The sequence below is a fragment of the Gilliamella sp. W8145 genome, from assembly GCF_016101145.1.
In the GTDB taxonomy this organism is placed as follows: Bacteria; Pseudomonadota; Gammaproteobacteria; order Enterobacterales; family Orbaceae; genus Gilliamella; species Gilliamella apis_A.
The window spans coordinates 1,147,776-1,163,120 of record NZ_JACFRC010000001.1; the positions used below are offsets into that span (position 1 = coordinate 1,147,776).

The window sequence follows — 15,345 nt, forward strand, 5'->3', positions numbered from 1 at the left end:
ATAAATATGCAGCATTAATCTATGCTGCATATTTATTCTGCTTATTTAAGTATAAAGTTCACTAATTCACATCAACCACAAAGCGTCCTTTAATTTCACCAGAGATCATCTTATGTGCTATCTCAGAACATTGATCTAATGTAATAATTTTAGCTATGTGAGTATACAGTTTCTCGTCCATGTTTTCTGCTATTAATTGCCAAGCTGCAACCCGTTTATCATAACTTGCCATCACACTATCCACTCCCGATAGTGTTACGCCGCGTAAAATAAATGGTGCCACGGTTGCAGGTAAGTCCATACCTTGCGCCAAACCACAACATGCGACTATGCCACCATATTGAGTTTGAGCACAAATATTAGCTAATGTGTTTGAACCAACGACATCTATTACAGCTGACCATAACTCTTTTTGTAACGGTTTATTCGGCTTTTTCAATGATTGACTATCAATAATATCAACCGCACCTAGTTTTGATAAATACTCTTTATCAGAAGTTTTACTTGTTGATCCTGTAACGTTAAAACCCAATTTAGACAATAATGCAATGGCCACAGAACCAACACCACCTGTTGCACCAGTAACTAAAACTTTGCCATCTTCTGGTTTAACGCCATAATCAATAATGCGTTTTACACAAAGTGCAGCGGTATAACCGGCTGTGCCCATAGCCATTGACTGATAAGTAGTAAGGTTATTAGGTAGAGGGATTAACCAATCTGATTTTAGATAGGCATATTGTGCTAAACATCCCCAATGAGTTTCTCCACATCCCCAGCCATTTAAAATAACTAAGTCACCTGCTTGATAACGGCCACTATGGCACTCAATGACGGTACCCACACCATCAATACCCGGTACCATTGGCCATTGCCGAACTATAGGACTTTTATTCGTCAAGGCTAAAGCATCTTTATAATTGATGCTTGAATAATGAATTTGGACTAAAGTATCTCCCTGCTGCTGCAATAACTGCTGTTTAGTAATAGTCTTTAAGGAATTCGAAAATCCAGTAACCTCATCTTTTCCTAACATAATTGCATTGAATGACATGATAATTCCTTAATACATTTAATATGTAAATCATGATAAATATTCATCAGAGTAAATGCAATCATTGAGCTACTGATTCTGTTTTCAATTCATAAAAAAGCCTGATATCTATCAGGCTTAATAGTCATTATAAATTGGCTAACGGATAAATTGATTCTATTTTGCTTTATTACGCTGTACTTTCTCTGAAACAGCACCAATAAATACCACATCACTTGATGAATTAAGTGCTGTTTCAACTGAATCTTGAATTACGCCAATTGCAATACCAATACCAATGACTTTTGCTGAAATTTCATTAGGTATGCCAAACATACTACAAGCAACAGGAATCAACAGTAATGAACCACCAGCAATTCCCGATGCTCCACAAGCACAAACACTCGTTACAATACAAAGCAATACGGCAGAAAGAACATCAACTTCTATATGTAATGAATTAACAGTTGCTAAGGTTAAAATAGTAATAGTGATAGCTGCACCTGACATATTAATGGCTGCCCCTAACGGTACCGCGACGGAATAGGTATCTTCATCCATTTTTAGTTTTCGACAAATTTCCATATTAACCGGTATATTTGCTGCCGAACTTCGAGTAAAAAAGGCTGGAATAGCACTCTCTTTTAATGAAGTTAATACTAATGGATACGGATTCTTACGCATGACCATATACGCCAGTAATGGATTAATGATCAATGCTACAATTAACATACTAGACACCAATACAAGAATTAAATGGGCATATTTAAGTAATTCACCAAAGCCTGTTTCAGCAAGAGTTGAAGCGACTAAACCAAATACACCTAATGGCGCAAAACGAATAATAATTCTAACGATAAATGAAATAGCTACAGAAAGATCATTCATCATTGTTTTCGTGGTTTCACTTGAATGTCTTAATGCAATCCCAATACCAACACCCCAAATAATAAGACCGATATAGTTAGCGTTAACCAGAGCATTAATTGGATTGTCGATCATCTTGTTAAATAAAGTTTTTAGTACTTCAATAACGCTACCAGGCGGTGTCAATTTAGTTTGATTAGCGGTATCACCTAAAGAGATATCAGAAGGAAAGATAAAACTAGCAACAGTTGCTAATAAAGCCGCTAACATCATCCCTGCAAAATAAAGAGCCAATAGTTCTCCCATATTGGCCCGTTTACCATGTTGGTGATTAGATATTGAAGCAATAACTAAAATAAGTACCAAGATTGGGGCTACTGATTTCAAAGCATTAATAAAAAGTGATCCAATAAAGGACATATCTAATGCGACATCTTTTGAAATTGCCGCTAATGCAATACCTAAGATTAACCCCAAAATAATTTGTGGTATTAATCCTACTTTGAAATAAAAACGAACCAATTTATTGGTTGAATGTGTCATAGTGCTTCCCTATGTATAAAATACAAAACGGCAACCTTATCATAAATTAAAACTAAAACTATAAAAAAATTATCATGATAACTATTTTTTATATTACTTTGTTCAATTATTAAGTTTAATTATTATCCTGAATCTATATAAGGATTAGAGAGAGTCACCAATAACTATTATTATTCAATAAAAAATTTTGAGGAAAGGGGTTTTTTAGAATGATAAAACGAGAATAGCAATAGGTAACTAATTCAAATTAGAGATGAATACTAGATATTATATCGTTTAATTTATCAGTTAAGATCCCAAACAATAAGATTAGAGAGATTTATATTAAAACCAGCAGGAAATTTAAATTACATATTAATCGCCGATATAACTGATTCGAAAAGACAATACTAATAATCTTAATATAAAAAACAATATGTTTTACCAACTGCAAGAATCTAATAAAACATATTGTTATTATTAATTTATAAATTATTTTTAATACTAAATAATTTCAGCAATAGGATCATCAGCATTAACATACGTACCTTCGGTATGAGAATGTTTCAAAATACCTTCACGATGAGCTATTACTTGAATTTCCATTTTCATTGCCTCGATAATTGCAATCATATCACCTTGTTCAACCTTTTGATTATCCTCAACCAACCATTTAAACAAATTACCAGACACTGGAGCTGGAACAATTAAATCAAGATTTGTGTTAGTGGTTACAACTGATTGGGCTTCGCTATTGGTCTGGCTAATAGATAATCCAGAAAATAGTTTCGCAGGTAAACCAAGCTTACAACGTTTACCATCAATTTCAATAAAGGTATGGGTCAATATATCTTCTTGCTGCGGAAGTTGTCTTTTGGCTGGTTCAAGTTCTGCATTAAAGTCCGTTTCAATCCAACGAGTATGCACATTAAACTGCTGGCAAAAATCAGGATGGTCTATCACTTTTTGATCAAATGGTAGCACACTAGCAACTCCCTTAATGGTAAACTCGGCTAATGCACGACGAGCTCTTGCCAAAGCCTGTTGGCGATTATTACCAACAATAATAAGTTTAGCCATGAGTGAATCAAATGTAGCAGGAATTACTGATCCTGCATGAACGCCACTATCTAAGCGAACACCTGGGCCTGTCGGTATATCAAAATGAGTTATCGTTCCGGCCACCGGTAAAAAACCATTAGCAGCATCTTCTGCATTTATGCGAAATTCAATAGCATGCCCTTGTGGTTGAGGCATTTGTTTAATACTAACGGGTAATCCTTGCGCTATTCGTAACTGTTCTATCACGAGGTCAATTCCTGTTGTTTCTTCCGTCACAGGATGTTCAACTTGTAATCGAGTATTTACTTCTAAAAAAGACAGTTTACCATCCTGACTCAGTAAAAATTCAACGGTACCAACGCCAATATAATTTGCTTTAGCACAGATATCGATTGATGCTTTAACTATTTGTTTTTCTATTTTTTCATCTAAAAAAGGTGCTGGTGATTCTTCTATCAACTTTTGATTACGACGCTGTAAAGAACAATCACGAGTACCAACGACAACAACATTACCATGAGTATCAGCGATAACCTGTGCTTCAATATGTCGAGGATGATGTAAAAATTGTTCTAAGAAACATTCACCACGTCCAAATGCTACCGTTGCTTCACGCACAGCTGAATCATAGAGTTCTTCTACTTCATCCATTTGCCAAGCAACTTTAAGTCCTCGGCCTCCACCGCCAAATGCTGCTTTAATTGCAATTGGTAATCCATGTTTATGTGCAAATTCAACAACTTCTTTGGCATTTTGTACAGGTTTATCCGTACCGGTAACTAGTGGTGCCCCTACTTCGATAGCAAGTTGTCGCGCTTTTACTTTATCGCCCAAAACAGCTATTGTTTCAGGGTTAGGACCAATCCAAATTAAACCAGCATCTTGTACCGCTTTGGCGAATTCAACTCGCTCAGACAAAAAGCCATAACCGGGATGAACCATTGTGGCTCCAGATTTTTGCGCAATCGCAATAATCTTATCAATATTTAGATAGGTATCACTCGGTGTATTACCTGATAATCCATAAGCCTCATCAGCCATTTGCACATGCAGTGCATCCATATCAACATCGGCATAAATCGCTATCGATGCAAAATTCATATCTCGACAAGCACGAATAATCCGAACGGCAATTTCACCACGATTAGCAATCAATACTTTGTGTGCAACTTGTTTATTAATTTCAGACATGATTAACATGGCTCCCTTCAAATTCTTTAAAAACTCCAATCGGATTAAATTTTATTTTGGCATTAACTGGAATTTGACCAGCCAAATCCAAATGATAATTACATACTGCTGCAATAACCGGATAACCGCCTGTTAGAGGATGATCATTTAAAAATAGTACGGGTTGACCATTAGCAGGAATTTGTATTGCCCCCATACAAGTGCCTTCACTTGGTAATTCTTGCTGTTTTTCGCGCTCTAAAGGAATTTCCCCCAAAAGACGTAAACCAATACGATTTGATGCAGGGGTCACTTGCCACAATTGTGAAGTTAATTGTTGTATAGCTTGTTGTGTAAACCAATCGGTACGAGGGCCAAACATTATATCCAATTCGACAACATCATCTTTACACGGATAAGAGATAACGGGAGTTTCATTTAATGAAAGCGCATTAAAAGTCTGACTATTCTTAATCGCCAATGTTTGACCAACTTTTAGCGGATTAGGGCCGACTTGCGCCAATGTATCAAAAGAACAACTCGCTAAAATTGGTTGAATTTGCAAACCACCACGCACAGCAACATAACTACGTACACCATACTGTACGTTACCTAAATGAACAATATCCCCTTCTTCTAATTGGATCGGTTGATACATATGAGCAAAATAGCTTTCACCGCTAATTGTAGTAACTTTAATCTCACATGACGCCCCTGTCACAGCAATTAACATAGCGCTATTAATACGAGCTTTAAAACCACCTTGAGTTATTTCTAAAACAGCCTCATTCGTCGGATTACCTAGTATACGATTGGCACTATGCAAAGCTGCTTTATCCATTGCACCTGATTCTGAAATACCTAATTCAGCTTGTCCTATGCGGCCATTATCTTGTAATAAAGTTTGAATTCCAGTGGCTAATATCTCAATATCTTGCGATTGCACTTGTTGTTCAACCGGTAGGGTTACTTTTTTCGATTGTGGTAAGCTATATTTAGTAGCAGTCTTACTTGCATCAATAAAATTTACTCGTGTACCTGGTTTAAAGAGTGCTGGCTCGTCACGATAAATATCCCAGACTTTAACGTTGGTAACACCAATCAGTTGCCAACCGCCGGGGCTTGCTTGTGGATAAACACTACTAAATTCTCCAGCTAAGGCTACAGAGCCAGCAGGAATACGAACCCGGGGAGATTGACGGCGAGGAACGTTAAGCTGAATATCTTTTGTTACCATATAAGCAAAACCAGGTGCAAATCCGCAAAAAGCAACCTGATATTCATTACTTGTATGTCTAGAAATAACATCAGCAACGCTAATACCTAAATATTCTGCTACAAAGCCTAAATCCTCACCATTATAACTAACTGGAATGGTAACTAATTCACCAGCTCTTAATTGCCCTGAAGATACATCTAATTGAGCGATATATTGGGCAAGTTTATTTCCATCCATAATAATGGAATTATATCGAACTAACACTGTCCGAGCTGCTGGTATTATTTCATTTATATTCCATACATCTTTTTTATATTGTAATGCATCAGTTAATGCCATCACTTGTTCTAGAGTCTCTAACTCGATAAGCAGAGCATCAATATTAACTGGTAAAAAACGCATTATGCACCTCTAAACACCGCAAAAAAGATTGATTATAAGTAAATCTTTATTTGATAATTACGGCAAATAATTGAATTATATTGTTACAATATCTACTGCATATTACTCATTAATAACATCAGTAAATGAAGCAATTTTAACACCATTATTTTGTAATTGTTGGCTAACTCTTTGCGCCATCGCTAAAGCGCCCATACTATCACCGTGAACACAAATTGATCCAGCATCAATCTCAACAAACTCGCCTTCAATTGATATCAAACCACCTTCATTAACAAGTTGTAACATACGATTGGCAACAATATCTGGATCATGTAAGACGGCACCAACCTCCTTACGAGAAACTAAGGTACCATCGGTATGATAAGCTCTATCAGCAAATGCCTCAGCAACAACATTCAAGCCACTTTCTTTAGCCCAGCTGATTAATGGTGATCCCGCCAAAGCGACTAAAACAAGATGAGGATTAATCAGTCGAATAGCATCAATCGTTGCCATTGCTTGGCGCTTATCATGCGCTATCGTGTTATATAAAGCACCATGCGGTTTAACATAACTAACTTCAGCATCAATAGATTTTGCTAATCCAGTTAATGCGCCTATCTGATAAATAACATCAGCAATTAATTCTTCAGAGCCAATATCCATATTTCGTCGGCCAAAACCAACTAAATCAGGATATCCAACATGAGCACCAATACTTACATTATTTAACTTGGCAGCTTTTAATGTTTTTAAAATTCCTTCTGGCGAACCGGCATGAAAGCCACAGGCAATATTGGCACTGCTAACAACTTTCAGCATTGCCTCATCATTACCCATTTGCCATTGACCAAAACTTTCGCCAAGATCACTGTTTAAATCAATAATCTTATTAGTAATCATGATGCCCTTCATTTTAAATAATTAAAAATAGTGAAAACAGACATTGCTCCCATATACCACGTGATAGCACAAACCAAAAGTCCTGACCACAATAGCCATCTAGGATAATGATAACCAGACATTAAATCCGCCCGTTTCCATCCGATGTAAACAAAGATAGTTAAACCAAGTGGTAATACTAAACCATTAAACCCACCAGCAAAAACCAGCAATGATACAGGCGCGGCACCCATAATTAAATAAATCGCCAATGAGGTTGCAATAAAAACAATAGTAGCAAATTGGCGTTGTTTTTCACTGATATTACGTTTAAAAGGTGTAATAAAAGTCATTGAGGTATAAGCGGCACCTATAATACTCGTGATGGCAGCTGCCCACAGTATCAAACCAAAAATACGCAAACCTAATTCGCCTAAAGCCGCTTGGAATGCTTGTGACGCAGGATTTGCGGCATAACTCGAAATATCGATTGTTACGCCACTGGCTACTACACCTAAAATGGCTAAAAACAAAATATAACGCATTAAACCAACAACCATGATCCCTTTTGTTGCTGCACCAGATACATAGTCTATATGTTCTACGCCAACCATACCTTTATCAAGTAAGCGATGAGCACCAGCATAGGAGATATAACCACCAACAGTACCACCAACAATGGTTGTAATTGAAGCAAAATCAATATTTGATGGTATAACTGTCTCTTTTAAAGCCTCTCCAACAGGAGGATGAGAAGCAAAGACCACAAACAGTGTCAAAATGATCATCAATAAACCTAAACCAATCATTAGGCGATCAATAAAATTACTCGCTTTACGTGATGAAAATATATAAACCGCCATTAGAGCACTAATTGCCCCACCCCACTTAGGATCAAGGCCAACTAATGCATTTAATCCTAGACCAGCTCCAGCTATGTTGCCTATATTAAAAACTAAACCACCAAATATAATTAGTATTGCTAATATATAACCACTAAAAGGTATAGTACTATTAGCGATATCGGATGAGTTCATTTTTGTTAATGCAACTACTCGCCAAATATTTTGCTGAACCACAAAATCTATAATGATAGAGGCCAAAATACCAAAACCAAAAGCAGTGCCAAGTGTCACGGTAAAAGTAGCTGTTTGAGTAATAAAACCGGGACCAATTGCCGAAGTTGCCATCAAAAAGATTGCACTAATCAGCGATGCTCGCCTATTTTTTATAAAAGCAACGGTACTGCTGCTATGATTTTCCATACGCATGTTCCTCTTTACTAAACTTCTCTGTAATTATGATTAATCTGATATTAATGCATGCAATTACTATGCCAATATTTCTAACATATTTCAAAAAACAATAGCAAATATAATTACTATTTTTTTAACAAAAAACTAATTAAAAAAAATTATCATGATTAATGATGTGCAAAGAATAAACCTATAGCGATATCTAATATCATTTAATAATCATGATATAACTTAATGAAGTTAGCAAAAAATTAAATAATAATTACTAATATTTTAAAAATAAATATTATATTTTTTTCAAAAATAATTATTTTTATAATAATTGGTAAATCAAATAACCATTGCACTATAACTGATCCATTCACTCAGCTTGTTTCCTATCCATCAATAATTCTTCTTTTTTTATTTAATACACTTTTTAAATAAATAGTTTTTATTGAAGTAATAATCACTTTACTAACTAAATAATAATTTATTTAAGATTAAAAAATTGAGGAAAGGTTTTTTGAAGATAAACATAAAGGTAAATAGCTAGTAAAACTACCATAAAACAAGTTATTTGTTGGCTAATGAGATAACATTTCCGCTTTACTTAATAGTGAGATTAATAAATAATCATTCGAAAAGACAACCGTTAATATTTTCAGTTAATTTTAATATTAGAGGTGTGCATTATGAAAAGCACAAAATTAAATAACGGCATTGAAATGCCTATTTTAGGCTTTGGTGTTTATCAAATTGATGAAAAACAGTGTGAGCGAGCGGTATTAGATGCAATTGATGTTGGTTATCGCCTAATTGATACCGCTACAGCTTATCAAAATGAACGCCAAGTCGGAAATGCGATTAAAGTGAGTGGAATTAACCGAAAAGATCTTTTTATTACTTCCAAACTTTGGTTAAATCGTGCTAGCTATGAAGGTGCTAAAATTCAATTTGAACAATCGCTAAATTTACTACAATCAGATTACATTGATCTCTATTTAATCCACCAACCTTTTGGTGATATACATGGCGCTTGGCGAGCAATGGAAGAGTTTTATCAACAAGGAAAAATTAAAGCCATTGGTGTAAGTAATTTTCATTCAGACCGTGTTGCTGACTTGATAGCTTTTAATAAAATTAAGCCAGCCATCAATCAAATCGAAATTAATCCATTTAATCAACAATTGCAGACAGTACCTTGGATGCAAAGTAGAACTATTCAGCCAGAAGCGTGGGCGCCATTCGCTGAGGGAAAAAACGATATTTTTAATCACCCTGTATTAACTGTTATTGCCAATAAACATAATAAATCAGTTGGCCAAATTATTTTACGCTGGTTAATACAAAGACAAATTGTTTGCTTAGCAAAATCAACTAGAAAAGAACGAATGGCTGAAAATTTTAATGTTTTTGATTTTGAACTTTCAAATCAAGATCTCATCAATATTACCGCAATTGATACTGCAACTAGTGCATTCTTCTCACATCGTGATCCAGCAATTGTCGAGTGGCTAACTAAACGTAACCGTAATATTTAATTTTCAATTAAAAGAAAGTTTGAAAAAGAACTAAAAATAATTAAATAAGCCGATATTTACTAAGTAATATCGGCTTAGCTAAGTTAACGAAATTTTATTTAACAATTACCAATTAGCACGGATACCTATAGAAGCACTAATTGGAGCTTTAACTCTGGCATCGCCACCATGAGTCCACGTGTGCCCTATTTCACTATATGCATTAATTTGATTATTAACTTCATAACTACCGCCAATGGCTAATTCAGAACTAAATGATTTAACCCCATTACTAAATTCAGTAGCCGCATTTTTACTAGCAAAAGTGACATGATCAGCACCACTTGGTGAATAGAAAAGGTTTACCCGTGCATAAGGGCGCCATAATTCATTATCAGCTTTATAGTCACCTTCAAATCTAGCCCCAATACGGAATAGCCAAGCATTATTATCACTATGTTTTACTTTAGTTTTACCATTGATATGGCTATCTTTTAAATCTAACCATTGGTGAATTACTTGCGCTTGAGGTTCGATTTTCCAATTACTATCAAATAAATCAAATGGTTTACCTGTTTCCATGGAGGCATTCAAACTATTTGCTTTTTGTTTGCTATTTTTATTACTATTTGGATTTACATCAACTCGGTGACGAGCAGCTTGTAAAACCATATCGAAATACCCGCCATCGTTTTGCATATAGGTACCATAAGCAGCCATAAAGTATGAATTAATACCATTACTACCTACACGCCCATATCTACCACTAGCAAAGCCATCAACACTTAAATTACCATGTAGATAACCGAAATATCCCCCTATACGCCAATCATTATTTTGCCAAATATCACTGCCCAATTGGAAACCTGAGTAGTTGCCTTTACTGTGTGCATTTGCTGTACCATTCTGTTTTACATTAATACGTTTAGTGATAATTCTTCCCCACCCTATTGATGAATCCAACAATGGCGCATTACCAATACGTTGATGTAAGTTACTTTGCATAAGGTTATCTGCTAAACGAAGTTGTTCAGCTATTGCACCAAACATTGATACTTCTTTACGATAAGTTTTTATTCTGGCTGGTTTTTCTGGTTCAGGATCTATTGACCCAGTAGGCTCATTTGGGTCGATTGGTTTAATTGGAGTTGTAGGATCTACTGGATGTGTCGGCTCATTAGGATCTGTAGGGTCATTTGGATTATTAGGTAAGTAAGAACGCAAATACCAGTTATTATTTTGATTATTAAGATCACCTTTATGTAAATAATATTCATATGCGCCTACATCTAGATGCCCTTGTTGCATTTTAAAAGCATCATTACTACTTGATCCATCTACATGGACTAATTCAATACCATTAGTATTACTAGTATCAGCACCTAAACCATCAATATTATTAATCTCGATAAAGGTATTCCCCGAAACATTACCTTGTACAAATAATCGATCGGTTGGACTATCACTATCTTGCACTACCGTGTCAAAGATTAACTTACCATCATCTCCAATATAATCACCTGCAATCATTAAACGATCACCTGCAAATTGATTATCGAGGGTAATCACACCACTATTATAAACACTACCACTAATATTAGATTGGTGCAGACCAGATTTAAGATCTACCATAGCACCTGAATTAATGGTTAATTTATCAGTATTTAAATCACCTGTAAGTGTTAGTCTAGCAATACCACTAAGATTAATATTTTCCCAGCCAATAATAGCCACATCACCTATTGAACCATTAGAAGTCGATGAACCAATGAGATGAGTATTAAGATAAAGGCTATCAACATCTGACGATCCGTCTACGCGAAGTAATTTATTGCCTCCATCAACGACAGTCAATCGCGATATATCTGCACCCTCATTGATAAATAAGGTATCATTGCCAGTACCCAATCTAATTTGACCACTAACTTTAGAACCATTATTGAGGGAAATAATTGAATCAGTTGTTTCATTTTTAATCGCAATACTACTGGCAGACGATACATCTGCGCCCTCATTTAAATTGATATAAGTTTTAAGACCTTCTTTACCAGAAGTATTAATGCCTATTCCAGTGATATTATTTTGGCCAAATACCTTTCCTGATATATCAAGTTCAGTCATACCTGTACCATTATTGGTCACCATAATACCATTATCAAAACCATTAATGATGCCATTGGACTGTTTAACAAATAAATCTGTTGCGGTATCACCATTAACGGCTAATATGGCTGAACCTTGATTAGCACTAATATTACCTTCAGCTATAATATTCGTTAACCCTCGTCCTCTATTGGTAAGATTAACGCCATTCATCTCGCCCTGAATATTACTATCCGCTTCTTGTTTAAAGGATAGACTACTAGTTTTGGCATCATTAGCCACAATGATAGCATCTAAAGTTTGACTAATAATTTGGCCAGCAACTTTAATATTCGTTGAACCTTGTCCATTGTTGGTAAGATTGACACTATTGAGCTTACCATTAATCTCACTACCTTTATTTTGACTAAAAAGTAAGTTGTAAGTAGCAGACTCAGCAACAGCAAAAATGGCGTCACTATTATTACCAATCACTTTACCTGCAATACTAATTACCGTTGAGCTTTGGCCATTATTGACTGCATATATTCCATAGCGATTTCCATTAATTTCACCTGCTGATTGGATAACATTGAGACTTTTAGAATTAGTACCATTTTTTACTGCTATACCATCACGTTGTTTACCAATGACGTTATCTGAAGTAGTAATATTGGACAATCCTTGGCCATTATTTTCTATATTTATACCATCTTGATTACCAGTAATATTACCTTTTAATTGATTGATTTTTAAATCCGTAGCACTATTATTGTTAAACACACGGATTGCATCATTTTCAGCACCAGTTACATTGCCTGAAGTAGTGATAGCTGAGGTACTTTTGCCATTATTAGTAATATACATGCCGTATGACTCCCCTTGCATATTACCATCTAATTGTGACACCGTGATATCTTGGCTATTTTGATCATTGATTAATGTAATGGCATTATATTGACTACCAATAATGTCACCTGATGAGGTTACTGTTGTTTTACCACTACCTTTATTAGAAATATTAATACCATTAGTATTACCTTTAATTAGGCCTGATGTCTGCATCACATTGACATCTTGGCTATGACTGTCATTATTAATTAAGATCCCTTCATTCTCTTCACCAATGACATCCCCAAAAGTATTCACATATGTAGATCCATTACCATTATTATTAAAATTAATACCACTTTTTTTGCCATAGATACGGCCTGATGATTGTTTTGCTGTTAAATTTTGACTGTTTGTTTGAGTTAGAGCATAAATACCATTACCTTGATGGCCTAATACTTGCCCTGCAGTTGAAATCGTTGTTGACCCAGTCCCTTTATGTTCAATATTAATACCATCTTGATTACCATTGATATTACCTAACGATTGGATAATTGTAAGATCTTTGGTATTGGTCTCATTAACAGCAACAATACCATAATTAGTCTCACCGGTTATATCTCCAGAGCTACCAATAACAGAAGATCCATTACCTTCATTGTGAATATTAATACCATTAGATTGACCAGAAATCGTGCCTGCTGATTGATTAACCGTCATGTCGTGGGTATTAGCCTGATTAACGGCATAAAGGCCATCATTTTGTTGCCCAATCACTTCGCCATTAGTGGTAATTAAAGTTGAACCTGTACCTTGATTAGTCAAATTCATTCCATTAAGTGCACCTTTTATACTACCACTGGTTTGATTAACGTTTAAATCAGTTGTGTTGGCTCTACCCGTAGCTAATATACCGTCTTTTTGTTGTCCTTCGATCGCTCCATGACTTGAAATCGAAGTTATACCATTACCATTATTAACTATATTTATGCCATATTCTTTACCCGTAATTTCACCTTTTAACTGATTAAAAGTTAATTTATTAGTATTGGCCTGATTAGTGATATTTACACCATCGTTTTCATTACCAGTAACTGTGCCTGAAGTTGTGACAATAGTTGATCCATTGCCATTATTAACAGCATTAATACCGTTTAATTTACCATTAATAACGCCTGAATTTTGAGTCACCGATAAATCATGAGTGTTACTGCTATTATTGGTATAGATGCCATCATTTTGTTGACCAATAATATTAGCTGAAACCGTAATTGTGGTAGAACCATTGCCCAGATTATTAGCTTTGATACCATTAAGTCCACCAGTAATAGAACCGCCATTTTGTGAAATCAGTAAATCACCTGCATTTTGTTCATTAACGGCATTAATACCTTCATTTTCATCACCAACCACCTCTCCATTGGAAGTAATATTAGTTCTACCTTTACCTCTGTTATCAGCATTAATACCATTTTTTTTCCCATGAACATTACCTGCTGATTGGATTATTTTTAAACCTTGAGTATCACCATCGTTTATAGCCAAAATACCATCAAGCTCATCACCAATAACCGAGTCCGCAGTTGAAATTATTGTTATACCATGTCCATTATTTACGGCGTTAATTCCATTGGCTTGCCCATGAACATTGGCGCCAACAAGTTCGGTAATGTTTAGATCTTGAGTCGAGGTGCTATTTATAGTTCTTATTCCATCACCCTGTTTACCCGTGACATCACTTGAAATCGTAATACCACTTGAACCATTACCGTTATGGTTAAGATTAATACCATTTTTACCACCAATAATATCTCCAGTAGATTGATGTAAAGTTATGTCACTAACATTATTATCACTAGTATAATTATAACCATCATCCTCAGATTCAATATGTTTGGACAGTAATATTTCTACTGGATCGTTAAAGTTAGTAACACCAAAAAGTGAGTTAACATAATTATTTATTTTTTTATTAGTTAATTGATTATTAGATAAATTTTTATTAACAATCTCATTTTTAACGTTTCGGGTGCAATTTTTGTTGAGTAATGAACTATCACATTGAGCATAACTCATCGGCGTCATGACTAATGTTAAACTGATAGCTGATGCTAAATTAAGTAAAAACAATCGACCTTTAGATTGTGCTTTTTCTGATGTAACGACGTACGCCTGACGCTGTGCATTCCAAACTAACTTAAATACTTTATTCATTATTTCCTCTCCAAAATAAATCTATATTGGTAAAACAACATTTTTATTTGAAAAATCTAATAGAGAATTTTTAAGTAGTGCTATTAAGTGCATGACCATTTGCTTTTTACAGCTAAGAAATCTATACAATTGTGGAGCGTGGCAAAAATTTCGAACAAATAAAAAAGACTTTATTTATCAAATGATAAGACTAAATTAGTAAATAATTTAAAATAGAAAAAGAAAAGCTATGTTATAGGTAATTTGATTTTCATAAAAGAAAACTGACTGGAACAACGCTCATTTTTACCACATAGTAGGTAAATTGGCAATTAAAAGAAT

The 15,345-nt window shown here is 34.9% G+C and carries 8 protein-coding genes; 1 reads left to right on the plus strand and 7 read right to left on the minus strand.

The annotated features are described in order from the left end of the window. Positions 1–61: 61 nt before the first annotated feature. The 6 genes from H3T80_RS05210 to H3T80_RS05235 form a co-directional block, all read right to left on the minus strand. The gene (locus H3T80_RS05210) at positions 62–1,054 is read right to left on the minus strand and encodes an MDR family oxidoreductase (protein WP_198200476.1); all 993 of its coding nucleotides are present in this window, start codon (positions 1,052–1,054) and stop codon (positions 62–64) included. A 156-nt stretch (positions 1,055–1,210) separates the two neighbouring features. Further along, positions 1,211–2,443 (minus strand): serine/threonine transporter SstT, encoded by a 1,233-nt coding sequence (gene sstT / locus H3T80_RS05215; RefSeq protein ID WP_110447462.1) that lies wholly within the window; start codon positions 2,441–2,443, stop codon positions 1,211–1,213. Positions 2,444–2,926: 483 nt separating this feature from the next. Continuing rightward, entirely contained in the window at positions 2,927–4,675 is a 1,749-nt protein-coding gene (locus H3T80_RS05220; protein ID WP_198200478.1) for a biotin carboxylase N-terminal domain-containing protein, read from the minus strand. Further along, positions 4,668–6,275: a 5-oxoprolinase/urea amidolyase family protein gene (locus tag H3T80_RS05225; RefSeq protein WP_198200480.1), complete on the minus strand. Its 1,608-nt coding sequence runs from the start codon at positions 6,273–6,275 to the stop codon at positions 4,668–4,670. The genes H3T80_RS05220 and H3T80_RS05225 overlap by 8 nt, the downstream gene beginning before the upstream one ends. Positions 6,276–6,377: 102 nt before the next feature. Then, a complete protein-coding gene (locus H3T80_RS05230; protein ID WP_110447460.1) occupies positions 6,378–7,160 on the minus strand; it encodes a LamB/YcsF family protein in 783 nt (260 codons plus the stop codon). 8 nt (positions 7,161–7,168) lie between these two features. Next, positions 7,169–8,404 carry an NRAMP family divalent metal transporter gene (locus H3T80_RS05235; protein WP_198200482.1) on the minus strand — a complete coding sequence of 412 codons (1,236 nt, stop codon included), beginning with the start codon at positions 8,402–8,404 and terminating at the stop codon, positions 7,169–7,171. 665 nt (positions 8,405–9,069) lie between these two features. Between H3T80_RS05235 and H3T80_RS05240 the strand changes: the two genes are divergently transcribed. After that, positions 9,070–9,918, plus strand: a complete 849-nt coding sequence (locus H3T80_RS05240) for an aldo/keto reductase (protein ID WP_198200483.1) — start codon at positions 9,070–9,072, stop codon at positions 9,916–9,918. A gap of 105 nt (positions 9,919–10,023) precedes the next feature. Here H3T80_RS05240 and H3T80_RS05245 read toward each other — a convergent pair whose 3' ends face one another. Continuing rightward, entirely contained in the window at positions 10,024–15,024 is a 5,001-nt protein-coding gene (locus tag H3T80_RS05245; protein WP_198201160.1) for an autotransporter outer membrane beta-barrel domain-containing protein, read from the minus strand. Between the last annotated feature and the right edge of the window lie 321 nt (positions 15,025–15,345).

Coding starts and splice junctions, on each gene's coding strand:
- H3T80_RS05245 (WP_198201160.1), bottom strand. CDS start 15,024: ATGAATAAAGTATTTAAGTTAGTTTGGAATGCACAGCGTCAGGCGTAC.
- sstT (WP_110447462.1), bottom strand. CDS start 2,443: ATGACACATTCAACCAATAAATTGGTTCGTTTTTATTTCAAAGTAGGA.
- H3T80_RS05240 (WP_198200483.1), top strand. CDS start 9,070: ATGAAAAGCACAAAATTAAATAACGGCATTGAAATGCCTATTTTAGGC.
- H3T80_RS05210 (WP_198200476.1), bottom strand. CDS start 1,054: ATGTCATTCAATGCAATTATGTTAGGAAAAGATGAGGTTACTGGATTT.
- H3T80_RS05235 (WP_198200482.1), bottom strand. CDS start 8,404: ATGGAAAATCATAGCAGCAGTACCGTTGCTTTTATAAAAAATAGGCGA.
- H3T80_RS05230 (WP_110447460.1), bottom strand. CDS start 7,160: ATGATTACTAATAAGATTATTGATTTAAACAGTGATCTTGGCGAAAGT.
- H3T80_RS05220 (WP_198200478.1), bottom strand. CDS start 4,675: ATGTCTGAAATTAATAAACAAGTTGCACACAAAGTATTGATTGCTAAT.
- H3T80_RS05225 (WP_198200480.1), bottom strand. CDS start 6,275: ATGCGTTTTTTACCAGTTAATATTGATGCTCTGCTTATCGAGTTAGAG.